Origin of the sequence: Sphingobacterium sp. xlx-130 (assembly GCF_011007405.1) — a bacterium.
GTDB lineage: Bacteria > Bacteroidota > Bacteroidia > Sphingobacteriales > Sphingobacteriaceae > Sphingobacterium > Sphingobacterium luzhongxinii.
This window is the reverse complement of sequence record NZ_WFKN01000004.1, coordinates 323,522-348,517: the sequence shown is the minus strand read 5'-3', so window position 1 is coordinate 348,517 and position 24,996 is coordinate 323,522. Positions and strand designations below refer to the sequence as shown.

Annotated in this window: 22 protein-coding genes; 10 read left to right on the top strand and 12 right to left on the bottom strand. The window is 38.3% G+C overall.

Annotated elements, in window-relative coordinates:
• Positions 1 to 57: 57 nt before the first annotated feature.
• Both G7B18_RS07630 and G7B18_RS07625 read right to left on the bottom strand, forming a co-directional pair.
• A complete protein-coding gene (locus G7B18_RS07630; RefSeq protein WP_164108771.1) occupies positions 58 to 828 on the bottom strand; it encodes a DUF4292 domain-containing protein in 771 nt (256 codons plus the stop codon).
• Positions 818 to 2,530 (bottom strand): tetratricopeptide repeat protein, encoded by a 1,713-nt coding sequence (locus tag G7B18_RS07625; protein WP_164108772.1) that lies wholly within the window; start codon positions 2,528 to 2,530, stop codon positions 818 to 820. Before G7B18_RS07625 ends, G7B18_RS07630 begins: the two co-directional genes overlap by 11 nt.
• 271 nt (positions 2,531 to 2,801) lie before the next feature.
• Between G7B18_RS07625 and rplM the strand changes: the two genes are divergently transcribed.
• The 4 genes from rplM (at position 2,802) to tsf (ending at position 5,471) form a co-directional block, all read left to right on the top strand.
• Entirely contained in the window at positions 2,802 to 3,245 is a 444-nt protein-coding gene (gene rplM / locus G7B18_RS07620; RefSeq protein ID WP_079641323.1) for a 50S ribosomal protein L13, read from the top strand.
• Positions 3,246 to 3,256: 11 nt separating this feature from the next.
• Positions 3,257 to 3,643: a 30S ribosomal protein S9 gene (gene rpsI / locus G7B18_RS07615; protein WP_079641321.1), complete on the top strand. Its 387-nt coding sequence runs from the start codon at positions 3,257 to 3,259 to the stop codon at positions 3,641 to 3,643.
• Positions 3,644 to 3,661: 18 nt separating this feature from the next.
• Positions 3,662 to 4,468: a 30S ribosomal protein S2 gene (rpsB, locus tag G7B18_RS07610; RefSeq protein ID WP_079641319.1), complete on the top strand. Its 807-nt coding sequence runs from the start codon at positions 3,662 to 3,664 to the stop codon at positions 4,466 to 4,468.
• A gap of 166 nt (positions 4,469 to 4,634) precedes the next feature.
• Complete coding sequence (gene tsf / locus G7B18_RS07605; protein ID WP_164108773.1) at positions 4,635 to 5,471, top strand: translation elongation factor Ts; 837 nt, start codon at positions 4,635 to 4,637, stop codon at positions 5,469 to 5,471.
• Positions 5,472 to 5,532: 61 nt separating this feature from the next.
• Here tsf and G7B18_RS07600 read toward each other — a convergent pair whose 3' ends face one another.
• The 6 genes from G7B18_RS07600 to G7B18_RS07575 all read right to left on the bottom strand — a co-directional run bounded on the left by G7B18_RS07600 (position 5,533) and on the right by G7B18_RS07575 (position 9,943).
• A complete protein-coding gene (locus G7B18_RS07600) occupies positions 5,533 to 5,736 on the bottom strand; it encodes a dodecin family protein (protein WP_164108774.1) in 204 nt (67 codons plus the stop codon).
• Between the two features lie 56 nt (positions 5,737 to 5,792).
• A complete protein-coding gene (locus G7B18_RS07595; protein WP_079641315.1) occupies positions 5,793 to 6,440 on the bottom strand; it encodes a hypothetical protein in 648 nt (215 codons plus the stop codon).
• 592 nt (positions 6,441 to 7,032) lie between these two features.
• Complete coding sequence (gene aat, locus G7B18_RS07590; RefSeq protein ID WP_164108775.1) at positions 7,033 to 7,710, bottom strand: leucyl/phenylalanyl-tRNA--protein transferase; 678 nt, start codon at positions 7,708 to 7,710, stop codon at positions 7,033 to 7,035.
• A gap of 19 nt (positions 7,711 to 7,729) precedes the next feature.
• Entirely contained in the window at positions 7,730 to 8,101 is a 372-nt protein-coding gene (gene rbfA, locus G7B18_RS07585) for a 30S ribosome-binding factor RbfA (protein WP_164109083.1), read from the bottom strand.
• 359 nt (positions 8,102 to 8,460) lie between these two features.
• Positions 8,461 to 9,528: an AI-2E family transporter gene (locus G7B18_RS07580; protein ID WP_164108776.1), complete on the bottom strand. Its 1,068-nt coding sequence runs from the start codon at positions 9,526 to 9,528 to the stop codon at positions 8,461 to 8,463.
• A 16-nt stretch (positions 9,529 to 9,544) separates the two neighbouring features.
• Positions 9,545 to 9,943, bottom strand: coding sequence for a hypothetical protein (locus G7B18_RS07575; protein ID WP_164108777.1), 399 nt, complete (start codon positions 9,941 to 9,943; stop codon positions 9,545 to 9,547).
• Positions 9,944 to 10,293: 350 nt separating this feature from the next.
• Here G7B18_RS07575 and hemA point away from each other — a divergent pair, with 350 nt between their 5' ends.
• The 6 genes from hemA to G7B18_RS07545 all read left to right on the top strand — a co-directional run bounded on the left by hemA (position 10,294) and on the right by G7B18_RS07545 (position 17,133).
• Positions 10,294 to 11,535 carry a glutamyl-tRNA reductase gene (gene hemA / locus G7B18_RS07570; protein WP_164108778.1) on the top strand — a complete coding sequence of 414 codons (1,242 nt, stop codon included), beginning with the start codon at positions 10,294 to 10,296 and terminating at the stop codon, positions 11,533 to 11,535.
• Between the two features lie 106 nt (positions 11,536 to 11,641).
• Positions 11,642 to 13,231: a hydroxymethylbilane synthase gene (hemC, locus tag G7B18_RS07565; protein ID WP_240452795.1), complete on the top strand. Its 1,590-nt coding sequence runs from the start codon at positions 11,642 to 11,644 to the stop codon at positions 13,229 to 13,231.
• 66 nt (positions 13,232 to 13,297) lie between these two features.
• A complete protein-coding gene (hemB, locus tag G7B18_RS07560) occupies positions 13,298 to 14,269 on the top strand; it encodes a porphobilinogen synthase (protein ID WP_164108779.1) in 972 nt (323 codons plus the stop codon).
• A 26-nt stretch (positions 14,270 to 14,295) separates the two neighbouring features.
• The gene (hemL, locus tag G7B18_RS07555; protein WP_164108780.1) at positions 14,296 to 15,606 is read left to right on the top strand and encodes a glutamate-1-semialdehyde 2,1-aminomutase; all 1,311 of its coding nucleotides are present in this window, start codon (positions 14,296 to 14,298) and stop codon (positions 15,604 to 15,606) included.
• A gap of 134 nt (positions 15,607 to 15,740) precedes the next feature.
• Complete coding sequence (locus G7B18_RS07550) at positions 15,741 to 16,553, top strand: hypothetical protein (protein WP_164108781.1); 813 nt, start codon at positions 15,741 to 15,743, stop codon at positions 16,551 to 16,553.
• A 160-nt stretch (positions 16,554 to 16,713) separates the two neighbouring features.
• Positions 16,714 to 17,133: a hypothetical protein gene (locus G7B18_RS07545; protein ID WP_164108782.1), complete on the top strand. Its 420-nt coding sequence runs from the start codon at positions 16,714 to 16,716 to the stop codon at positions 17,131 to 17,133.
• Positions 17,134 to 17,185: 52 nt separating this feature from the next.
• On the opposite strand, the gene G7B18_RS07540 is transcribed toward G7B18_RS07545, so the two are convergent.
• From G7B18_RS07540 to G7B18_RS07525, 4 genes are all read right to left on the bottom strand, one after another.
• A complete protein-coding gene (locus G7B18_RS07540) occupies positions 17,186 to 18,523 on the bottom strand; it encodes an aryl-sulfate sulfotransferase (protein WP_164122274.1) in 1,338 nt (445 codons plus the stop codon).
• Between the two features lie 4 nt (positions 18,524 to 18,527).
• Positions 18,528 to 20,129, bottom strand: a complete 1,602-nt coding sequence (locus G7B18_RS07535) for a SusD/RagB family nutrient-binding outer membrane lipoprotein (RefSeq protein ID WP_164108784.1) — start codon at positions 20,127 to 20,129, stop codon at positions 18,528 to 18,530.
• A 37-nt stretch (positions 20,130 to 20,166) separates the two neighbouring features.
• Entirely contained in the window at positions 20,167 to 23,628 is a 3,462-nt protein-coding gene (locus G7B18_RS07530; RefSeq protein WP_164108785.1) for a SusC/RagA family TonB-linked outer membrane protein, read from the bottom strand.
• Between the two features lie 137 nt (positions 23,629 to 23,765).
• Positions 23,766 to 24,926 carry a FecR family protein gene (locus G7B18_RS07525; protein ID WP_164108786.1) on the bottom strand — a complete coding sequence of 387 codons (1,161 nt, stop codon included), beginning with the start codon at positions 24,924 to 24,926 and terminating at the stop codon, positions 23,766 to 23,768.
• Positions 24,927 to 24,996 lie beyond the last annotated feature (70 nt).

The window sequence follows — 24,996 nt, the reverse complement described above, 5'->3', positions numbered from 1 at the left end:
AAATAAACATATATCGTCTACTTGCCTAATAAAAATCGTATTTTAACACCTACAATCTTACGGTATCATCTTATATTTTGAAGGAACGAGAAAAGGCATTTCTACATTTTGGTTAAATTCTGCTTTATTATAATTCAAAACTGCACTTACATTCATTCCTGCTGCGTTCAACTTGATATGTTGATTCTGCGGAAAGTTATAACCATCAGAAATCACAAAACTACTGTAATACGACTCTAGATTATCACTGGCACCTACCGCATTCAATCGAAATACCTTCGGCCTATTTTTTTCATTCAGACTATACTGAAAGGAAAGATCTCCTTTGACGCCTACAATCTGTACCTCATCCGATGCACTAGCTACAGTGATCTGATCTGTCCTCAATAAAGACTGCGATACATTCGCCATCAAAAGGTCCTGCAAAGCAGAAAATGAAATCCGCGCACCCGTATACCGATGTACATACTCGAAAGGTTTCGAAATATAAGTACTTTGCATTTTATTCAATATTTGAATACTGTCCGGCGTAATTTTGACACGGGCAGCCTCATAATTAAACATAGTAGCAGTTACAGAAATCCAAATAGCTTGATCGCGTTGCATTCTAATATGCAATGTTACATCTTGTTTTTCATTATCAAACTCAACCTTTGCTTTTGCCCTTCCGTTAAAAGTTCGAAAATCTAGATTATTAATCAAATACCCTTCTGCCGTAGTTCTATTTTCCGTACTGGTTTCCGGATGCGTACCTATCAACTTCTTCTTACTTCCACACCCCACAATAATTAATAATGAAAGTAAAAAAAACAAATACCTAGTCCACATATCGTTTCTCCTTTATTTTTAATTTTATTTTTTCGATATCGACCTGATTATCTTTTGTCAATGACAATGCCTTTTCCCATCGTTTAATAGCTTCCTTTTCCCGTCCCAGCTTTATCAAGATATCCCCATAATGTTCAAACAACAGTGCTGATGGCGAGGAGGAAGATTTTATAGCCTTTTCCATCCAGACAGCAGCTTCACGATAATTTCCTTGCTGAAATAAAACCCATGCATAAGTATCCTGAAAAGTAGACGAGTTCGCATCCAACACATTTGCCCGTCGAGCAAACTCGGCCGCTTTATCCAGATCTTGCTTACGGATAGACAAATAATACGCAAGATTATTCATCGCTGTACTATTCGTACTGTCCAGCTGAATAGCTTCTTCGTAAGCCACGTCTGATGCAGCATCCATCTTCAATTGATGATAAAGATCTCCCAATCCACTGTAGATAATCGACCTCAAATAGGTGTTTTCTTCTTCACTATGATCCAAAGCCATCTCCAACATAGACCTGGTCTTTTCGTAATCCTCCTTTACCATAAAGGACAATCCGGAGAAATACATGAGCATAGCGTTCCCAGGGTTCGCTAGCATCGCCTCATCAGCGTGCTGTATCGCTTCATTTACCTGATTAAGTCCCAGATCTGTATTGATCAACATACGCCAAGCATCCACATGCCTCGGATTGAGCCCTACAGCGGTAAGAAATAAAGAACGTGCTTCTGCGGCATTCCCTCCTCGCCACAACACCTCGCCCTTAACAACATGGCTTTCTGCAATCCTTGGGTGTACCACCACTAAGCTATTTGCCAATTCCTGAATTTGACCGATTGAGAAATCCTTAAACCCAGGATGCATCAAGCTTTGCATAACACGATGTTTATCGACAAAATCCACTCTATTTGATTCAAAAGCCAGCTTCAACGTTTCGAAGACTTGTTTATTCCTATTCTCCGCTTTATAAGCGTCAGCAAGATCAAGATACAAAACCGGATCTTTACTAATTCTAACACCTCGTTCCAACACTCCAACGGCCTCCTTCGGTTTCTCCTCTTCTAAATTGATATATCCCAATGTTCCATAAACGTGCCTCAAACTAGATTTTCCATCCCAGGGTTCCAACACTTCTCTCGCCTCCTTATGTTTACCGTTCATGACATACACATCCGCTAAAACGACATCTAATGTATCTGAACCAAGCCCCTTTACCACTTCCTCCTTATACACCGACACGGCCTCATCCAACTTCTTATCGTTAGATAGAATCATCATCAAATCTCTTCCTACCGAAGACAAACCAGGATATTTGACACGAAGATCCTTCAGTATTGGCACTGCTTCCGCCCAATTCTGTTTACTTTTATAAAGCTCGACAACAAAATTAGCGTGCATAATATTAGGATCATACGCGTAAGCTGTTTTTGCATTTTCTAACGCTTCATCATAATTACCTGTCTGTCCAAATAATAACCCTTTGGCGTAATATACCTCGGCAGCTTTCGGATATTGGTTCGTGATACGATCCATCTCACTCATAGCCTCTCTAAAATCTCCTACCTTTAGCCGTTCTTCAACCTTGGCCAATTGCATCTTATACGGTGGTTCAACAGTCTGAGCCGTAGCAAGGCCACAAGTCAGCAATAAACCAAAAAACACCATTTTCTTAATGTGAGACGCCATCTTTTTATTTAAAATCATCTTCGAATCCATTATAACACCTTACTAAGGTAGCATATTGCCATAGAAAAAGAGTACAATAGTATCAAAAAGTTTAATACATATTATATTAATAAATGTTAAACAACGGACCCACCTAAAAATACAAGGACAAAACTTGCAATACACCACAGCCTAAAAAAATAACAGAACTATCCTTTGCAAAATAAGAAATAAAAAATGTACCTTTGCAATCCGATTGTAGTGATTACGATTGAGAAGATAACAAAATTAATTAATTAAATAAAAGCAAGTGAATACGTTAAGTTACAAAACTGTCTCTGCCAACAAGAACACCGTTAACAAAGAGTGGATCGTTGTTGACGCTGAGGGCGAGATCTTGGGGCGCTTGGCCAGTGAAATTGCGAAAGTAATTCGTGGAAAACACAAGCCTACATTTACCCCACACGTAGACTGCGGTGATAACGTTATTGTTATCAATGCGGACAAAATTAAGTTGACAGGAAACAAATTAGGCGACAAAACTTATGTTCGCTACACAGGCTACCCAGGTGGTCAGCGTTTTGTTTCTCCTAAAGAATTAATGGCGAAGCATCCTGAGCGCATCATCGAAAAAGCGGTTCGTGGTATGTTACCTAAAAACCGTCTTGGCCGTCAGTTATTCAAAAATTTATTTGTTTACGCTGGTGGTGAGCACAAACATGAGGCACAAAATCCAAAACCAGTTAAATTCTAAGGAGCACTATTATGTCAACAACTAACACTTCAGGAAGAAGAAAAACTGCTGTTGCTCGTATTTACTTAGGAGCAGGAAGTGGTAACATTATCATTAATGGTAAAGATTACAAAGAGTATTTCCCAACATTACCTTTGCAATACATCGCTACTCAATCTTTATTAGTAGCCGAGTCATTAGCAAACTTTGATGTCAAAGTTAACGTTCATGGTGGTGGAGTAAAAGGTCAAGCAGAAGCTGTACGTTTAGCAATCGCTAAAGCACTAGTTGAGCTAGATCCAGAAGTAAAACCAGCTTTACGCGCGAAAGGTTTAGTAACACGTGATGACCGTATGGTTGAGCGTAAAAAACCAGGACGCAAGAAAGCTCGTAGAAGATTCCAATTCAGTAAACGTTAATCAAAGGAGGATCAAAAAATGGCAAGAACTACTTATCAAGATTTATTGGATGCAGGTGTTCACTTTGGTCACCTTACACGTAAATGGGACCCGAAAATGGCTAAGTACATTTTCATGGAGCGCAACGGTATCCACATTATCGATTTAAACAAGACCCTTACGAAATTAGAAGAAGCTGCTTCAGCTATCAAACAAATCGTAAAATCAGGTCGTAAAGTTTTATTCGTAGCAACGAAAAAACAAGCAAAAGAAATCATCGCACAACAAGCAAAGGATGTAAACATGCCTTATGTTACTGAGCGTTGGTTAGGTGGTATGCTTACAAACTTCGCAACAGTGCGTAAGTCTATCAAAAAGATGTCTAACATCGACAAAATGCAAAAAGATGGTACATTCGATGTATTATCTAAAAAGGAAAAATTAATGATTCAGCGTGAGCGTATCAAATTAGAAAACCTTTTAGGAGGTATCGCTGATTTGAACCGTCTACCAGCAGCTTTATTCATCATCGATGTTAAAAAAGAGCACATTGCTGTAGCTGAGGCTATCAAATTAAACATTCCTACTTTTGCGATGGTAGATACAAACTCTGATCCTACTAACATTGATTTCCCAATCCCTGCAAACGATGACGCTACTAAATCAATTAGCTTAATCGCAGGAATTATCGGACAAGCAATCGTTGAAGGTTTGGAAGAGCGCAAACGCGACAAAGAAGAAGATGCGGAAAAAGAAGCTGTTGCAGCTAAGGCGGCAGTAGACAATGGTGAAGCAGCAGATGCTACTCCAGGAAAACGCACTCGTAAAGCAAAAGACGTAGAATAATTATTCTATATAGGGCCGGATGGACAAGTGTTGGTTTCTGGAAGAAAAGCTTCCTAAACCTTGCATGTCTATCCGGTTTCTTTTTTCAATGTTAACAATAGCTTTACCTATCGGACAAGCATTTGTTAACCCCACAATTGTAATTTTATAAAAAAAAGAAAATATCATGTCAGTACAAATTTCTGCATCAGATGTAAACAAATTGCGTCAACAAACAGGCGCAGGTATGATGGATTGTAAAAAAGCTTTAGTAGAAGCAAACGGTGACTTTGAAGCCGCTGTTGACTACTTACGCAAAAAAGGAGCTAAAGTAGCTGCTAGCCGTCAAGACCGTGACTCTAACGAAGGTGTTATCATTGCTAAATCTTCGGCTGACGGTAAAACAGGTATAGTAGTAGAAGTTAACTGTGAAACTGATTTCGTTGCTAAAAACTCTGATTTCGTTGCTTTCGCAGAAAAAATCGCTGACGTAGCTTTGGCTAACACGCCTGCTTCTTTGGAAGATTTGAAAGCTTTAACTGTTGATGGAAAAGTTATTTCAGAATCTTTAATTGAGCAAACAGGTGTAATCGGTGAGAAAATTGACGTTTCTAAATACGAAATCGTAACAGGTGAAAAAGTTGTAGCTTACATCCATGGCAACTACCGTTTAGGCGTATTGGTTGGTCTTTCTGCTGACGTAGCAGGTGCTGATGATGCTGGTAAAGATGTAGCTATGCAAATTGCTGCTATGAACCCAGTTGCTATCGACAAAGACGGTGTAGATCAAAACACAATTGATCGTGAGATAGCTATTGCTAAAGATCAAATCATCGCTGAAGGTAAACCAGCTGAAATGGCAGAGAAAATTGCTCAAGGTAAATTAAACAAATTCTTTAAAGATACGACTTTATTAAACCAAGAATTTGTCAAAGACTCCTCTAAAAATATCGCTCAATTCTTAGACTCAGTCTCTAAAGGATTAACTGTTACTGCATTCAAACGCGTGCAGTTAGGTGCATAATTAAGTGCTTTACAGCACTTACGATAAAGCCCCTACTTATTTTTAAGCAGGGGCTTTTCTTCTATTTTTCTACACGAAAAGATAGCTTACAGTTCACACCATAGGTTGATACCCGACCGTCTTTAACGTGACATTTCATATCTTGAACCCATACCGAATCAATATTTTTAACGGTCTTTGAAGCTTCGTTTACTGCTTGCTGGATCGCGTCTTCAAAACTCTTTTCCGATGACGCTATAAGCTCGATTACTTTTACAATTGCCATATCATTTATTTATTTAGTGTAATAGATAAACAAGATTTAGGCAATTATGTTTTCAGTTACCTCCCCTTTGGTCTGTGGGATATGAAATGAGACTTTAACTTATCTAAACCAATATCCTCTTCCTTTTTATCCAATTCATACAACCAGACTTTATCATTCAGCATCTCTACGCGCTCTTTAGAATTTATTAATTCTAAAGGTTTCACACGAAACTCTTTACTAAGCGGCTGCCTTTGCACATGAGCTATTTTACTATGCGTGATAATCTGTATATTAAATGTTGGCCACTTGCCGACAGCTGAAAAGTTTGCTATATAAAATTGCGCATAGTCCTGCTTCGGAATTAAATTACCAAATACACCTGTAACTTTTGTACCCGATAACTCGGAAATACTAACCAACAGCTCGAATGAGGTTTCATTAATAATGTAAAACTTAGCCAATCCCAACTTTTGCTCCCCTGCTATCCCTACAAAAATCCCCTTGTCAACAAAAGGTAGATTTATGCTAGCTTCCCCATCTTCAATATCATCCTCTGGCATTCGCATATTTCCATGCACTAATGTTACTTTGGATTTCAAAACCGGTATCTCAAAACCCGTAGTATCCGTCACTCCTATGATATCATTTGCTTGAATAGAAGTAATATGCCCTTCAATGGGCTCCTCTACAAATCGGACCAAATCCCCTATCTTAAAATTCATCTTGCTATATTCTTATCTAAAAGTTTAACTAAACATTCTACATCTTCCTTACAATTGTATAAACGGATACCGATTCGAATTACAGTACCTCTAGGAAAACACTTTATCACCTCCGCCCCCACAAAATACGATAACATTCCTGTGGTACCTTCAAATTGATCAATAATGATCAACAGGTCCTTTCTGCAACAACAGCTAATATCAAGTCTCTTGCCAAAAACTTTTCATAAACAAATATGCCTCTTCCAGATTCCCCTTTACTGTTTTCAAAACCTCAAAGGAGAACCCAAGACTTATAATGGTATAGTTTAATGAAGCATTGTCCTCCTCCAACATAGCGAACCTCGTATCAGAAGGAAGCCCATCGAGTAAAGCATTGTAACCACATGAGAAATTAGGGACACAGTAAATGTTCGCTTCAGGACAATTGAACATCGTTGCTACTCCCTCCTTTATCTCTTATAAAAATATGACCTGTCTATCCCTAAGATCACTAGATAGGGCAAAAAAAGCATTCTTCCTTTGTCTACGCCATTGATGATGTATCTTGGGCATCTCCCCGTTTCCAGGGGTATTAAAATAAGTTAACCCATTAGGCATATCGAAATAGCTTTTGTAATCCATTACATTCTATAACTTGTACTTCCAATATATCGTAAAAAAAAGAAGCATCTATAGTCGTTGCTCCCATCGAGGCCAAATGGGAAGAATAAATCTGGCAGTCTATCAATTCCAAATCAAAATTTTGACATAAATAAATTAATGCAGCTTTGGAAGAATCAGCCACTTTAGAGAACATGCTCTCTCCACAAAAAACCTTACCAACCAGTACCCCGTACAAGCCCCCTACCAAATTCCCCGATTGCCACACCTCTATACTATGTGCGTAACCTTCTTCATGCAGTCGCTTATAGGCAGAAAGCATATCATCAACGATCCATGTACCATCCTGGTCCCGCCTAGAAACTGTCGAACAATACTGCATCACATGCCCAAAATCTTTATTGAATGAAATATCGAATGTATTTCTAGCCAACAATTTAGCCATAGACTTACTCACTTTTATTTGTGATGGATAAAGAACGAAACGCTCATGGGGAGCATACCATAATATAGGTGTATCCTCACTATACCAAGGAAATATACCGCGTTTATAAGCTTGCAATAACCGCCCAGTACTTAAATCGCCTCCTATGGCCAAAAGCCCATCTTCCTCAGCCATTGCCACTTCTGGAAATCGGTGACTATCATTATCCAATTGAAATATCATTACAACTAAACGATGGGGACTAATCGGGTTGTCTAGTCTCCTTGCTGATCTCGTCGAAAAGACGATCCATATGATCTACATATTCATTGGTATCGTCAAGAAAAAATTCCAAATCCGGGACAATTCTAGCCTGATTCTTAATCCGGGCACCAAGCTTATAACGTATTTCACTCGTTTTAGCCTTGATACTAGCAATATCAGCCTTTGCCGTATTAACATTCAAAAAGCTTAGGTACACCCGAGCTATCGCGAGATCAGGAGTAACACGGACCTTCGTCACCGTTATAAAAGCGTCTGGAGCCCAATTTTTTCCGTCTCGTAAAAATAGTTCGGCAAGATCCTGTTGAATTACCCCCGCAAATCTCTGTTGTCTCTTACTTTCCGTTCCCATGCTGTATCGATTATGTAATAATATATAAAAATTCATAGATACACATTATAGCACATCTATCTACTACAAACTTAGATAAAATGCTTTGTATTCGCCAATACATGTCATAAAAAAAGACTTGTCGCGGGCAATTGGACAAGTCTTCATCAAAATTAGTTTATAATTGGGTAGAAAAATTTCTTGCAAGTTTTAAGACTTTGAGGTCTATCAGTATTTAGTTGTTTACTCCTTTGGTTACCATTGTGAGTATATACTCACAATATATTTCTTTTCATCTCCCTTTGTGTTACAAACATAAGTAGATATTTACGATAACCAAAAATATATTTTAAAAAAAAGTAAGTGGTCACTTTTAATGGTCATTTATCGTTCAACTGTGAATCTTCTTCCATCAATATCAAATGGCTTCCCTTTCCATACTCATTACTATACACTCTGATCAACAGACCGACAGAAGACAAGATCAACGGTCCAAAAATCAAACCAAGCATACCAAACATATTTAAGCCCAGTAATACGCCAAAAACGGTTATCATAGGCGGTACATTTCCTAAAGTCTTCAAAATGGTGAAACGCAATATATTGTCTATTCCTCCTACTAAAAGAAAACAATACACAGCAAGACCAATACCGTTGGCAGTTTCTCCCGAAGCCAGCACCATAACACTAACTGGAACATAAATAGTCATTGTTCCTAAAACAGGGACTATCGACGCAACACCAGTCAGAACCCCTAAAAGAACAAAATTCTCTACCCCAAACACCCAATAACCCAGCATCGCAACCAAGCCCTGACATATACCTAAAATAGGTATCCCCAACGCATTCGACCGAACCATAAGATTCACTTCGTTCCATATCTCATTCTTACTCCGGATCGAGAAGGGAATCGCTCTGTAGATAGAAGCTTCCATACGCTTGCCATGCACCAGCATAAAATAAAGAACAAATAAAGCAACTACAATGTTGATCCCCACCTCTACCACCGAATTCACTACGTTAGGGATATACCGAGTCAAGTTCTGCAAAAAAGTCAAAAGAGCTTCGTCAGACATATCGATATCTTTCAATAATGCTTTACTGTTCATATACTCTTTAAGTAAATTGAATTGGTGGACGATATGATCTGTATTCATCAGAAAGGTCGATAGCTGCGGAGTCAAATAATCAACAATCGCCCATATAGGAAGAACGATAAATACAACTGAAATACAGACATACATCACACTGGTAAGTGGCTTATTCCACTTACGACCCTCCGTAAGCGAAATATAGGAATTACGAAACAAAATATACAAAGTCACCGCACCTAAGAATCCCGGTAAGTAATATAATAGATTTTTAAACACCAAAATACAAATCAGCAGAATAACCAGAATGAGCATAATCTGATTAATCGGTGTATTGTTTATCTGTTTACTTCTCATATCTCCTTGTATAACTTTACTTAATTTCTTTGACCCTCTTCACGCTCAATAAAATAACAACTGCGCCTATAAACAAGAAAGACCATCCCCATTTTAAATGAAGCGTTTTGGCCAACATACCGTCAACAAATTTCATCCCGAAATAATTATTGATCTTAAAATAAACACCCAAAAAACCAACCATACACCAAATAAGAAATATATAAGTTCCAAAACGAAAAAGACTTAACTTTCTTAAAAAAAGAAACAAAACGAGAAGTGACAATAATCCGATCGTTAGACCAAATAGCACAACATCCGTCTGATACAAATTCCAGTTACCTGCCAAAGGTACTTTAAGAAATGGACAAAATATAGTCGAAAGCGCTACAATAGCTATCCCTAATATAGCGTAAATTTTGTTGAGTATATACATGACGTAAAGGTAAATCTCAAATGTTGAATGTCAAAAAAAATAAACGTAAATAACAAGAGTCGATCACTAAATCCTCTAATGTGCTTTAGCCATCCTTAAAGAATTTAAAAATCAACTGTCGCATTATTTATTTCTGCTTCTAGATTGATCAAATTGCTTCAAAAACTATACTTAGACGACTAATCTAAGCCAGAAAACAAATCTACAAAAGCAACAAAACCGAGTTTTAACATAAAATTAACACTATTTATAACCCTTCTAAATTACCTCCTTTGACAGATTTTTGACATAACAACGGAGGTTTTAATCTACATTTGCATCAATATAATTGAGGCTAGATTACCAAGGCGTTGAAGAATTTAAAAGTTATAGCATTTACTCACAAACATGTTGACCTAAAAGATCTGGGCAATCTGGTGATTTGTAATGAAGAGTTAGATTCCAGATTGATTAATCTTAAAAACAATTTAGACATACCTGAGATATTCTATATTGCTACATGTAACCGTGTGGAATTTGTTTTCTATGGAGCTCATGAATTGACAGACGATTTTATTGCTGTTTTCATGGACAAAATGAACTTTTGTGTTCCCTCCGAGCGACTTCAATGCTACTTAGGTCAGGTAACTCGTTATGAAGGACTTGAAGCCCTCAATCACCTTTTCCGAATGTCCTGTTCCCTTGAAAGTTTAGTAGTTGGCGAAAAGGAAATATTGGCACAGGTGCGTCGAGCTTACGAGAAATGTAGAGGAGCAGGATTTACGGGAGACTTTTTACGTCTTATGATGGATCGTCTCGTTAAAACAGCGAAAGAAGTATATACCCATACAAACATTTCTCGCAATCCTATATCTGTCGTTTCATTAGCCTATCGTAAGCTAAAAGAAATAAAACTTCTTGAAAACCCCAGAATACTTGTTATTGGGTCTGGTGAAACCAATCAAAACTTAGCCAAATATCTAAAAAAACATAAGCTATCAAATTTCGTTATATTTAACAGAACTCTTGAGAATGCAAAATCACTCGCAAAGGAACTGAACTGCGAAGCCTATCCACTAAGTGAACTTTCGAAATATAAAGGTGGATTTGACGTTATGATTACCTGTACTGGAGCCTCTGAATCTATTATAGGAACCGACCTTTACGAGACTTTACTCCAAGAGGAAACAGACAAAAAGATCATTGTTGATTTAGCTATACCAAATGACATCTGTGCAGATGTCGTGACAAACAACCCAATACATTACATTGAAGTCAGCGGATTACAGGCTATAGCTGAAAAGAATCTACAAGAACGCTATGGCGAACTAGACCATGCAAAAAAAATAATCGAGGATAACATCAAGGAGTTTTTGCCTCTTATTAAACAACGTCGTGTAGAGGTTGCTATGCGTCAAGTACCGAACAAGATAAAAGAAATTCGGGAGATAGCGCTCAATGAGATATTTGCGCAAGACGTAAATAAACTTGATCCTCAGGCACGTGAAGTTTTGGAAAAAGTCATTAACTATATGGAAAAAAAATACATCAAAGTTCCAATGGTTATGGCTAAAGAAATCTTGATAAAGAATACCGAATTCGAAAACAACTAATTTACAAAAATCTTCCTTAAAAGATACTTTATTCTGACATAACATGATCAGATTATTAGGGTATTTGGCTAAATTTGCATTGGCATTTTTGTAACATAAATAATCCATGTTGAATAGAAAACTAATTATTGGAACACGAGGCAGTGAGCTTGCACTGTGGCAGGCTAACTTTGTAAAAGACAGATTAGCGGAAATTGGCATAGATGCCGAATTAAAGATCATCAAGACACAAGGAGATATTATCCAACACCTTAGACTTGATAAACTGGAAGGTAAGGGATTCTTCACCAAAGAGCTCGAAGAAGAATTGTTATCTGCCCAGATAGATCTAGCAGTACATTCGCATAAAGACCTGCCTACAGTAAACCCTCCAGGCTTGATTATTGCGGCTGTTTCTGAAAGGGAGAATCCATCAGAGATAATAATAATACATAAAGACTGTGTTGATATCAAAAAAAGGCTATCAATAAAACACGCGGCTACCGTAGGGACTTCATCCAACAGAAGAAAAGCACAACTTCTATCGGTACGCCCAGATTTAGAATTCGAAGATCTCCGAGGCAACTTACAAACCCGTATCCAGAAATTACGCGATGAAAAGTATGATGCCATCGTACTTGCCAAAGCTGGTGTAAGCCGTATTAACATGGACCTTTCAGACTTCCATATCGAAGAAATATCTCCTGTAGAAATAATTCCAGCCCCTGCTCAAGGCGTATTAGCCATTCAGATTAGAGAATCCGATGATGAACTATTTGAGATATTACAAAAGATAAACAACACGGAAGTAGCAAAAACAATTGGTGTAGAACGAAGAGTATTAAATATGTTCGATGCCGGTTGTCATGCTCCATTGGGTTGCTATTGCCGAAAACGCGATGATAAGTACGAAGTATGGACATCGATTGCAGAAGATAACGAAGATTTTCCAGACCGTCTCTACTTACAGTCCAATAGCATCGAAGGTCTAGCAGAATCAATATTTGCTAAATACGACAAGTCACGCAAACTACCTTCTTCCGTATTTATAACCCGTGACCTAGATGAAAACTCTTACCTAGCAAGGTATTTGGGCAAACACAATATACAGATTGAAGCACGCTCCTTAATAAAAATATACCCAACAATTAATGTATTGGACTCCTTCATTCTAAAGAGAGCAGACTGGATATTCTTTAACAGTAAGAATGCAATCGAACACTTTTTCAATCTTGATCCACTCATCTTAAAGAAAACAAAAATAGCGGTATTAGGTCGGGGTTCTGAGTCCACCCTGCGTAAATTTGGAAGAGTAGCCGACTTCTCTGGCGATGATCTTGGTATTAGAACAGAAGATATTGCAAAGGCCTTTGCGCAGCTAGTTGACGGTCAAACGGTCCTCATCCCAAGAGCCAAGGACTCCTTACAAAGCATACAGAAAGCATTAACACCTAATACAAAAATTATAGATATGCCTATCTATGAAACGGTTTTGGAAGAAGATGTTGATAAATCAAATTCAGACGTATTGGTCTTCACTAGTCCAAGTAATGTACAGGCTTATTTCAAAGAAAACCTTGCGGACCCAGGACAAAAAATTATCTGTATAGGTTACTCTACCGCACAGGCAATCGAAGAAATGGGGCTAAAATACAGCCTACCTTTCTCTCCCGATGAGATGGGTTTGGCCGAAGCAATATTTGGAATTAATTATTAATGATTAATTGTGCGTTGAGTTCAGGTTTTATCAAAACTCAATACGCAATACACAATACACCATAAAATGTTACAACGTCCTAGAAGAAATAGAAAATCAGCCGTCATTCGTGACATGATTCAGGAAACACATTTATCGCCCTCCAATCTAATCTTTCCATTATTTATCGTAGATGGCGAAAATCAAAAGATAGAAGTAAAATCTATGCCTGGCATTTATCGATATTCTATCGACAATCTATTAAGAGAAGTAGAAAGCTGCCTTAAGTTAGATTTAAAAGCATTTGATTTATTCCCTGCAGTTGAAGAAGTATTGAAAGACAAATATGCTACGGAAAGTTACCGTGAAGGCACGCTTTATCTACGTGCAATTGAAGCGGTAAAAAAGAATTTTCCAGAAGCATGCGTAGTTACAGATGTAGCGATGGATCCTTATAGCTCAGATGGACATGATGGTATTGTTCAGAACGGAGAAATCCTCAATGACGAAACCCTAGAGGTGCTCGGTAAAATGGCTTTAGCTCATGCACACGCCGGGGCAGATATCATTGCTCCTTCTGACATGATGGATGGACGTATCGGATACATACGTGGTATCTTGGACAACAACGGATTTACCAATGTATCATTGATGTCATATACCGCTAAATACGCATCTGCATATTATGGACCATTTCGTGACGCATTGGGTTCAGCACCAAAAAATGGAGACAAAAAATCTTATCAGATGAATCCTGCGAACAGCAGAGAAGCCTTGATCGAGGCACAGCTGGATGCCGAAGAAGGAGCTGACTTCCTTATGGTTAAACCAGGTCTCCCCTACTTAGATATTATCAAATTATTACACGACAATTTCGATCTACCAATAGCTGCATATAACGTATCTGGAGAGTATGCAATGCTTAAAGCAGCAATTGCAAACGGTTGGTTATCCGAAGCAGTGATCATGGAGACCCTAATGAGTTTCCGTCGCGCGGGAGCTACTTCTATTCTAACTTATCATGCAAAAGAAGTACTAGAAAAAGGCTGGTTAAAGTAGATCTATAAAAAAATCTTAAAAACGATATGGCAATACAAGATATATCAAGAGAAAAATCGACACAGCTTTTTGAAAAAGCAAAAAACTATTTCCCTGGAGGCGTAAATTCTCCGGTGCGTGCATTCAAATCGGTGTATGGTAGCCCTCTTTTTATTGAGCGCGGTGACGGTTCTCATCTCTGGGATGCCGATGGCAATGAATTTATAGACTTTTGCTGCTCTTGGGGTCCATTAATTCTCGGACACAACAATCCAGAAGTGCGCGAAGCAGTACAGGAGCAACTGAGCAAAGGTTTGAGTTTTGGAGCACCTACCCGTTTAGAAAACGAATTGGCGGAGCTCATTTTAACGAACAATAAATACATCGAGAAAATACGTTTCGTAAGCTCTGGAACGGAAGCCGTAATGTCTGCCATAAGATTAGCCCGCGGATATACCAAAAGAGACAAGATCGTCAAGTTTGAAGGCTGTTATCACGGCCACTCTGATTCTCTTTTAGTAAAAGCAGGATCCGGATTAGTCACTTTCGGAGAGACCTCTTCTGCTGGCGTACCAAAATCGTTTGCCGACGAAACTATCGTAATTGCCTTGAATGACACTGCAGCTTTAGAACAGGTATTTGTAGATTTCAAAGACCAAATTGCTGCTGTCATTATCGAAGGTATTCCTGCAAATAACGGCCTTCTTATTCAGGACAAAGAATACATCCAATTTTTGCGGGATATCACAAAGGAAAATGGAGCACTTTTAATTTTTGATGAAGTTATCACTGGCTTCCGTCTAGGATTTGAGGGGGCCGCCAAACATTATGATATACAGCCCGATATCCTTACCTACGGTAAGATTATAGGTGGCGGCATGCCTGTGGGGGCTTACGGTGCTTCTGCAGAGATCATGTCCAATATATCTCCAGATGGAAATGTTTACCAAGCGGGTACCCTTTCTGGAAATCCTGTTGCTATGGCGGCAGGAATTGCAGCCTTACAGATTTTAGCGCAACCTGGGTTTTATGAGGGTCTGGAGCAAACGACACAATCATTTGTAAATGAAATACAGACATTCATTGCCGAGCACAAATTGAACGTACAGATTTCAACAGTAGGTTCTATATTTTGGTTTGCATTCGAAGCCAAAGAAAAAATTCAACGTGCAGATCAGATAGACCCGAACTCTATGCTTTACTACAAAAAGATGCACAGAGAACTACTTAACCGGGGCATCTATTTCGGCCCTTCCGGTTATGAGGTAGGCTTTATTTCTGCAGCACATAGCGCCGAAGATTTAGCCATGGCTATCTCCGCTATCAAAGAATCGCTATTGATTGCTTTTGAAGCATAGTTCCAGCCCAAAACATACAAAAACTGAATAGGCTTCCTTTAATTGGTAAGCCTATTTTTTTTACTTTCCAAAACAAATAGCACGATCGGCTTGTTGTATACGTTATATTTAATAATCACATAAACACAAATAGTATGAAATATCAGATACTTGGCTTAGCAGCCTTAACAGTTCTCTCACTATTTAGCGCTTGTAACAATCCTACAAAAAATACTTCTGGTGAAGTGAAAGACAGTACTGCCCTAAAGGACTCCGTGGGAGCCATTGCTGTAAACCCTATTGCTCATGCAAAAGATTTTCCCGAAGCTACTTTAAGTGTCTCCAGTATCAAGGCTGAAAAAATCGGCACCGACTCCGCCAAACTTACCGTAAAATACAACGTGCATAATTTCAACCTTACCGAACAGACTGAACATACGCATCATATGGCCAACTCCCATGAGGGACAGCATATCCATTTTATATTAGATAATACGCCATATGCTGCATTATACAAACCCGAACATACAGCAACTGTACCACTCAATTCTGAACATTATTTAATGTCCTTTCTCTCCAGATCCTTTCATGAGTCGATAAAAACAGTTGATGCTTCAAGACTTTTAAAATTTAAAGTTACCGCCGATGCAAAGATCGAAGAATTGCCAAAGGTCACCGAACCTTCCCTATTCTACAGTCGGCCTAAAGGAGAATACAAAGGTGCGGACACAAAGACTGTATTATTGGACTTTTTTATAGAAAACACAACACTAGCAGCAGACGGAAATAAGGTCAAGGCCAACATTAATGGACAAGAATTTCTTTTAGATCAATGGGCCCCTTATGAAATTCTTAATCTCCCTATGGGCGAAAATATAATCAAATTAACATTGATCGATAAAGATGGTAATGCCCTAACCGGGGATAACGTTTCCGTAGAACGGAAAATAACACTCGTTGCCGAATAAGTTAGTATAATACAATTGCGAGGCCTAAATCCATGAACAGTGATTTAGGCCTTTTGTTTTTTATGGCAGTATTTTTGTTGAGGTTAAACTATTATTGACTTTGATTGTCTTATGTAAAAAACAGAACAATTAAATCATTTTTGAAACTTATCTTGAAAATATGAAACGAATATTACTCGCACTCGCTATAGCAGGCGCATCCTTAGCCACCTTAAGCTCCTGTACAAAGGAGTATATTACAAATAATTCACTCCCTGGAGTTAGTTATGTATATCCTGTAAAGTCTAACCAATGGACTAGGATAAGCGGAACAAATACGTTTGAATTCAGACAAAATATTGGAGATTTAGATGACCGTTATTTTCAAGATGGAAATGTAAGCGTAGCAATCTCTTACGACAACAATAAAACAACTTACGAAATAATACCTGCAACAATTGAAGATTTTGACTACAGTGCGAATTATTCTATTGGGGTAGTTAGGATATTCGCTGAAGATATTGGTAGCGGAAGTACAGTTTCGCCTCCAGGAGATATGTATATTAAGGTAGTTCTTACTGACAATGAGATTGGAAATTAAAAAAGGAGGCTTAAGCCTCCTTTTTTAATTTGATGGGATGATGCAAAAGAATTTACACGCCATTAAAAGCATCCAAATACTCCACACGATAAAGCATCCCATTGACTTTCTTTTTCCAAAGCAGTTTACCCGTCAAGTCCAGCTTCATAAAGGTACCTGTCGTAGAACTTGTTACTAATAAACTGTTGTCCTTCATCAAAATAACACTTCCCATTATGGGCGAGTAATAAGTAGATGGAACATTTACAACTAATTTCGTTTTGGCAACTTTTAATCTCTCATCTATCTCAAAAGCTAATATACGCGAGTAAGGTCTTTTTACATGACCATTATCAAATAGCATAATATCACCTTTATGATTTCGATGTGCGTAATGTTGAAGTACAAATTCAGATGAGCGATCCATTACTAAATCTCCATTTTCTCCCAATCGCCAAATCACCTCTCCATTTTTGGAGTGAACTTTCCATACTTGATGGAGAGCACGAATCGATATTAAGTAATTATCGTCCCGATCTATAAATACCGAATTAATCCAAGGTTGCTCTTCAAAAGAAGATGGAAAATAGGTCTTGAATTCGCTCGTGTTCCATTCCCAAATTTTGCTTCCTGAACTACTCCATTGTACTAAACCATCCCAAATCCTCCCATCCTTAAAAGTATTTGTAATTAACACATAATTACCCGCATTACTTTGTTTTAAATCATGATGAACCATTTGATCGAACCCCTTATTGCCTACCTTTCCATAAAACAAGGTATCTCCTGCTAAGCTACATTTGATAACAATATTACCATCTGCATAATTTGTCTTGTTCTCATCTTCGATCATTAGTACAGCATGATCATCAGTCATATGAACCGATTTTACAACATTTGGGCCTATGCGATACCAAACTAATTGGCCACGATGATCCAATACATAGGTGCAGCTAGGACTTGTCATATTCGAAAACAAAAAATAACCTTCCGATTGATTGACTATTCCTTCATCATTGGAATTGTAAAAGTCTTTTACCCATTGCGGAATTTTAGCCGTGGTAAAGTTTCTTAAACCAGAAACACTTTTTCCATTTATCAAAACATCAAATTCATAAACGGTATTTTCCAGTAAATGCAACAAAGGAATTCGATGTTTTAAAAGAGACTTCTCAGCGCTCACACTATTCCAATTCTCCCCACTTCCCTTTATTCGATATCGCAAAGAAACAACATCAGCTCCTGTTAACTCAATAATTATTCGTGCCGAGAGCGCAGAATTCTCATCGTTTAAGACCTTGACTTGCGCAATCAAAGTATCGTCCTGTTGGGTGCCCTTTGTGCAACTCGAAGATACGAGCGCACAAAGGGAAAACAACAGTATATATAAGTAATAATAAGATGTCTTCATTTGCCTATTTATCCCACCAAACTGGTGATAACCAATCATCTTTACCCCCCATGCGATCAAGTGCTATTTGCAACTGCTCCTTATTTTGCAATACCTGATTCATTGGATAGATAAATCTTTTTGGAATAACACCATCAGTTGAAGTGGTATAATTTGCTGGTGGCTTTGAAGGTACTACCACCGATGGATATCCTGTTCGTCTATAATTCGAATAAGCCTCAGGACCATTCAAAAAGAAGTTTACCCACATCTGTCCGTGAATAGCGTCCATCGCTCCTTCAAAACTAGTGGGGAATGGCTTATAAGCATTTTTTAATTCTTCCACATTCACAGTAGCAATGCTTGGTGCATTGGGATAAAGAGACATCATGGCACAACTCGCTTCTATTCCTCTATCAAAGAAATCAACTGGATTAGCTAATCCCCCCCAACCTCTTAGGGCAGCCTCCGCCTTTAGAAACTCAACTTCAGCATAAGTCAAGTGAAACGAAGGTGCATTCAGTGCCGAAACATAAACACTGGGTTGAACGTAAGCATGGGCGTTTGTAACGGGATATCTCACCCCATTAGCATCGGGATCTGTTGTACCTGTATTCGAATAAGACCAACTCATCGCACCTGGTCGAACACCGATAGGACGGAATATCTTGGAGATGTCAATGACTGAACTTGAAACACCGATCACCCCATCATTTAAATAAGTACCTCCATAAATGGTCAATCGTGGATCCTTGCTATTTTTCATATAATCTACCAAGGTAGTTACTAATTTGAATCCAATAGAGTTATCCCCGCTTTTAAAAACTTGCGAAACTCCATTACCTCGCAATTCTCCATCTGCGTAATTTATGGCCATATGCTTAGTCATAGCGATATCAGCATTACTCGTCATCACGCCTGCCTTCAATGCGGCTTCAACTTGCTTTTTCGATTCAGCTGGATTTACATTGCTCACCCGCATACCTAACCGTAATCGAAGTGAATTGGTAAATCGCTTCCATTTCGCAACATCCCCATCATAGAAAATATCTCCTTTTACCTTCGCTTTTGACAAATCAAATAATGCATTGGCTTCATCTAATTCTTTGAAAAAATCCATGTAAATATCTTCCTGTTTATCGTACTTTGCCATCAATTTCCCTTCAGTATACCCTTTGATTGCTTCTGAATAAGGGATGTCTCCATACAAATCGGTCATCTTAGCATAGATAAAGACACGCATGGCTTTAGCCGCGGCGTGCATGTTAACTTGCTCCGGGTCTGATTTAGTCTTGTCGACTACATCTTGTATATTTTTTAAGTCACGGGGATAAACGGTATTCCATAAGGTCTCCCAATAGATCCTTTCAAAAATATTATATTGCCCCCCCGCTTGAATCCCCCAAGCTCCTCCTAAATGTTGAATCATAGGCGAGGTAAGCAATAAATTGGTACGCCAAGCCTCATCCCGATCTCCTGCTAATCCAGCTTGAACTTTGGTAAATTGGTATCCAGGTTCTAACGTACTAAAACCTGCAGGATTATCGTTAATAGAGATGAGATCTTTAGTACAACTGCCTAAGGCTAATGCCAAAGCTATCATCGAAAAATATGTTACTCTTTTCATTCTATTTCTTTTTATTAATTCTATCATGACACCGATCTTAAAAACTAGCCTTCAGATTAAAACCTATACTTCTGCGTCCTGGCAATGAACCATATTCTAAGCCTTGTCCATTTCCATTATTGTAATTTGACTCTGGATCAATATTAGGTACATGCTTAGACATTATCCATAAATTTCGTCCTACGATGCCCAGTGACAGATTATGAAGAGGAAAATTCTTGATCATACCTTTTGGAAGGGTGTAACTAAGACCAACATCACGTAGTTTCACATACCCTCCATCATATATAAATGGAGTAGCTGTATTATCAACTACAGAACGCCAATAGATATATGGATCTACTCCGATCGTATTAGCTTCACCTTTTTCGTTGACACCAGCACCGACAAAGCCTCTATTATTACGATTTATCTCATCAGGATCACCTCCTGCATTTTCAAAGGCTCTGCGTTCCTGATTGTATTCATTCCAACTATCACGTCCTTCTTGCGTATTCAAATGGGTACCATTTTCATGCATAGTCCGATTGGTAATGGAGTACATGCTTCCACCTTTTCTAATATCAATAACTGTACGCAATTCAAAACCCTTAAATTGAAAGGAATTCGTCATCCCACCGGTCCAATCAGGAAGCGTGGAAGCTAATGTTTGAGGATCTGTCGTGTAGATAGGGATACCTTGGTTATCGTGCACTCTTCTACCTTGTTCATCTAATACAAACGTGCGCCCTATAATTGATCCAAAAGGCTTTCCTTTTTCAGCAATAATTGTCGTTCCTGCCCAACGTGCTTCTGCAACAGTATAGGCATCCAGTCCACTTGTTATATCCAGCACGGTATTATAGTTCTTTGCAAAGTTTAAACTCAAATTCCATTTAAAGCTATTTTCTAAACTCAACACTGTTGATTTCAATAAAATTTCAACACCCGTGTTTTTTAATTTTGCTGCATTTAAGGACGCAAAACGAAAACCCGTAGTTTCATTTACCGGGAGATCTAACAGGACATCCTTTGTAATCTCGTTGTAGTAGGTGAAGTCTAAACCAATTCTATTTTGAAAGAAACTTAAGTCAGCACCTACTTCAAAGGAGTTTTTACGTTGCGGCTTTAATTTAGCATTTGGAATCACATCACCTAAAATTTCACCCATCGGCAACCCATTCATAGATTGCCCCGTCAGGCTATACATAAAACTGGTTTTGTAAGGGTCGGTGTCACTTCCTACTTGGCCGTAAGAGGTTCTTAATTTGGCATAATTTACAGCCGACGAACTGAAATTGAATGCATCTGAAAGTACTACTGATAGATCAGCAGCCGGATAGAAATAACTGTTGTTTCCTTTTGGAAGTGTAGAAGACCAATCGTTCCTACCTTGTAAGTTTAAAAACAAAAATTGATTATAGCCAAACATTACATTGCCAAACAAAGACTGAATTTCCTTTCTTGGATTAGAAGGAATGACCTGTACTTCTCTAAAATTGGTAATCAAGGGTTTACCTGGCGCATTAATCTCGGCTCCATTTGTTAAGATTTGATCTCGATTAAATTTCATAATATTTCCACCTGCCATAGCATCCACTTTAAATTTGGATGAAATATCCTTACTAAAATTTAATAAAGCCTGAAAATTATCCTCTCTAACATTTAATTGATTCATACGTAATGAACCACCTGCTCTATTGGGTGTATATAAGTCGTAGAAATTAAAAAAATCAAACTTATAGAAATCTGTTCCTGCCGATGCATTCGCCGACCAGTTCTCATTGAACTTGTACGTTAAGTTTGCTGATCCTCCTGTGCGTACCTTTTTACTATCATTCAATGTTTTATTCAGTGTCCAATATGGATTTGCTCGGTAAGGATTACCGGTGTAGTCGATGTATGAGCCATCTTCATTTTGATAATTTTGCAACCATGATTGGTCAAAATTGGCTGCTATATTGAGTAAAGCATTTCCAATATTGTTGATATCATCTGTCAATGCAGGTCTATTTTTAACTTTCTCAAACATCAAAGAACCTTTAACATCTAAGGTAAGTTGATCAAATATTTTACTACTTCCTTTAAAAGAAATATTATTACGATCAAATTTTCCAGTCGGAACAATATCTTTATTCGTCACATTCGAGTAGGATGCATATAAATTATGATCTTTATTTCCTCCTGTTAGCGATATAGTATTCATCGCTGTAACACCCGTTTGAAAAAAATCTTGAATGTTATTCTTTATATATTTATACGGTCGTACTGACCCATCTTTTTGAAAGATAGTTTCTGCATCCGTAAAACGTGGTCCCCAGCTCGAGGCTATATTATTTGAATTCGTCGCATCTCGTGGTAGTAATCCATTCGAACCTTGACCATAGATTTTTTGCTCTTCATCGAATTTGGTCGAAATAGTTTCCGTCGTTAAGGTACTGTTGAAGTCTATACCCAACCCCTTTTTATACGCACCATTTTTCGTCGTTATTAAAATCACACCATTTAATGCCCGAGAGCCATAAAGTACTGCGGCAGAAGCTCCCTTTAGTACAGAAATATTTTCAATATCGTTGGGATTAATATCGCCTAAGCCATCCCCCAAATCAAAACCACCATCTTTATCGGCCGAACCGATGTTGCCATTCACAGCAGGAACACCATCAATGACATAGAGTGGTTGATTACTTCCCTGTAGCTCACGAATGCCTCGAATCACCACACGGCTCGAACTCGACGGACCGTTTGTCGTCGTTGAAACACTGACACCGGCCACTTTACCTGCTAAAGAAGCAATAGCATTGGTCTCTCCAAAACCTGTAATATCCTTTCCGTCAATATCTGAAACAGCATAACCCAACTCCTTCTTTTGGCGCTTAATTCCGAGCGCTGTTACGACTACATCATCCAGTATTTCTGGCTTTTCGGTCAATGTGACTTGTAGTTGTGATTGCTTATTTACCGTAACTTCTTTGCTGTTGTATCCTAAAAAACTAAAAATCAAAACCGCATCTTGCGTAGGTACCTGAAGTGAAAATAAACCACCTGCTGCTGTTACTGTGCCCACGTTCGTTCCTTTTACCCGGACTCCGACACCTGACATCGGCGTCCCTTTTTCATCACGAACGACCCCAGAAACAGCATGCTGAGACTGCTTTTCAATATCGTTTATTTCACGCAGCTTGACAATCACCGTATTATCCCACAACGTATACGTGACAGGTTGATTCTTAAAACATATGTCTAAAGCTTTCTCTAAATCGACCGCTCTTAAATCCACATTTACGGGGATCGAAGTTTTCAACATATTAGCACTATATACAAAGTCATACTCACTTTGCAAGCTTATTTTTTGCAATACTTCTTCTAGTGTCTTATTCTGGGCATGCAAGGTGATTTTCTGCGCATAGGTATGCGCGCTTACATGCATAAAGGTACCTAGCAATAAGATTAGTATAAATTTCATAATGCACAGCATCTTAAGGAAGAAATAGTTCTTCCCCGTTAAATAAAATTTCATATTTTTGATTGTTTAGGGTTTAATCTTGTTAGTAAAATGTTCCACATATTTTCTTCAATGATCCTAAGCTAGAATGCTTGAGCGTCGGAAGCGCTCTTGCATTTTTAAGATATCATCAAAGACTCTATAGATCCGGTCTATGGCATGACAATAATCCTCCTTCCTTCGATTTTAAAATGTATTCCCCCCGTTAATTCTAATTTTTTCAAAACTTCATTAATCGTACTTTTCCGAAGAATTCTACCTGTAAATATTTTATTATCTAAATCCCCCTTGTAGGTAATTTCTACATCGTACCAACGCGCTAATTGGAGCATAATAGCGGTAATCGGTTCATTACGAAACATAAAATAACCATCCTTCCATGCGATATCTGACTGTAGATCGATTCGTTTTGAAGATAGGTCCCCTTTAGACTTATCAAATAATCCGAGTTCGCCCGGTTTTATTTTTAATGTATGATTAATTGTATTTACTTGCACCGACCCTTCCACTAATGCTGTCCGAATTTGTTTGTCTTCTGGATAAGCTTTCAGATTAAAGTGCGTTCCTAGTACACGAACATGTATTTTATCTGCATGAACGACAAATGGTTTACTTTTATTTTCTGCGACCTCAAAATAAGCCTCGCCGACTAAGCTTACCTCACGTGTTTTACCGACAAAGTGGTTCGGAAAGGTCAAAATACTACCGGCATTTAGCCATACTGCGGTACCGTCATCTAATATGATCCGATATTGCCCCCCTCTAGGTGTGCTCAGTCGATTTTGGACGATTCTTTGACTAGAAGCTGCTATACTTACCTGCTTACTTTTCACGGTCAACACACCTTCACTTTCTATCCCAAAATTTTGATCTTGATTATTTTGAAGCACTTTCTTACCAGCCTCATCAAGAGGAATCACCGACCCATCTGCCAAGGTTAATATGGCCTTGTCCGTTCCAGGCTGGATTTGTAGGAGACTGTCCTTAGGGACCTGCTTAACTGATTCGGTTAACAAGTTGTCCCTTTCTATATAAAAAAGTGATATAGAAAATCCTATGAGTAAGATTGCCGCAGCCCAATACCAAGGATGATTTTTTTGAACAATACTTTTTTTCCGCAGAGGAAAATCTAGTGTAGCATTTAATTTGGTTAAAATGAATTGCAAGGATTCTTCTACGGTGTCTTCATCCGGCATGAATACCTCCGAATGATCAAAAGATCGATACCAGACAAGCAGACGCTCACGTTCTTCATAAGTAGCCGTACCATCAATATATTTTTCTATTAAATCAGGTAATTCAGATTCGTTCATTATTAAAATTGGCATTAATATATGAACATGTACCACAAAGGGCTAGGTAACCCTTGCTCTATAAATGAAC

Bases quoted from the DNA above. Each gene is read 5' to 3' on its own strand.
- G7B18_RS07540 (WP_164122274.1), bottom strand. From the start codon at position 18,523: ATGAAGACATCTTATTATTACTTATATATACTGTTGTTTTCCCTTTGT.
- rpsI (WP_079641321.1), top strand. From the start codon at position 3,257: ATGTCAACAACTAACACTTCAGGAAGAAGAAAAACTGCTGTTGCTCGT.
- G7B18_RS07630 (WP_164108771.1), bottom strand. From the start codon at position 828: ATGTGGACTAGGTATTTGTTTTTTTTACTTTCATTATTAATTATTGTG.
- G7B18_RS07535 (WP_164108784.1), bottom strand. From the start codon at position 20,129: ATGAAAAGAGTAACATATTTTTCGATGATAGCTTTGGCATTAGCCTTA.
- aat (WP_164108775.1), bottom strand. From the start codon at position 7,710: ATGATATTTCAATTGGATAATGATAGTCACCGATTTCCAGAAGTGGCA.
- rbfA (WP_164109083.1), bottom strand. From the start codon at position 8,101: ATGGGAACGGAAAGTAAGAGACAACAGAGATTTGCGGGGGTAATTCAA.
- G7B18_RS07580 (WP_164108776.1), bottom strand. From the start codon at position 9,528: ATGAGAAGTAAACAGATAAACAATACACCGATTAATCAGATTATGCTC.
- tsf (WP_164108773.1), top strand. From the start codon at position 4,635: ATGTCAGTACAAATTTCTGCATCAGATGTAAACAAATTGCGTCAACAA.
- hemL (WP_164108780.1), top strand. From the start codon at position 14,296: ATGGCAATACAAGATATATCAAGAGAAAAATCGACACAGCTTTTTGAA.
- G7B18_RS07550 (WP_164108781.1), top strand. From the start codon at position 15,741: ATGAAATATCAGATACTTGGCTTAGCAGCCTTAACAGTTCTCTCACTA.
- G7B18_RS07625 (WP_164108772.1), bottom strand. From the start codon at position 2,530: ATGATTTTAAATAAAAAGATGGCGTCTCACATTAAGAAAATGGTGTTT.
- hemB (WP_164108779.1), top strand. From the start codon at position 13,298: ATGTTACAACGTCCTAGAAGAAATAGAAAATCAGCCGTCATTCGTGAC.
- G7B18_RS07525 (WP_164108786.1), bottom strand. From the start codon at position 24,926: ATGAACGAATCTGAATTACCTGATTTAATAGAAAAATATATTGATGGT.
- G7B18_RS07530 (WP_164108785.1), bottom strand. From the start codon at position 23,628: ATGAAATTTTATTTAACGGGGAAGAACTATTTCTTCCTTAAGATGCTG.
- G7B18_RS07600 (WP_164108774.1), bottom strand. From the start codon at position 5,736: ATGGCAATTGTAAAAGTAATCGAGCTTATAGCGTCATCGGAAAAGAGT.
- rpsB (WP_079641319.1), top strand. From the start codon at position 3,662: ATGGCAAGAACTACTTATCAAGATTTATTGGATGCAGGTGTTCACTTT.
- G7B18_RS07595 (WP_079641315.1), bottom strand. From the start codon at position 6,440: ATGAATTTTAAGATAGGGGATTTGGTCCGATTTGTAGAGGAGCCCATT.
- G7B18_RS07575 (WP_164108777.1), bottom strand. From the start codon at position 9,943: ATGTATATACTCAACAAAATTTACGCTATATTAGGGATAGCTATTGTA.
- hemC (WP_240452795.1), top strand. From the start codon at position 11,642: ATGTTGAATAGAAAACTAATTATTGGAACACGAGGCAGTGAGCTTGCA.
- G7B18_RS07545 (WP_164108782.1), top strand. From the start codon at position 16,714: ATGAAACGAATATTACTCGCACTCGCTATAGCAGGCGCATCCTTAGCC.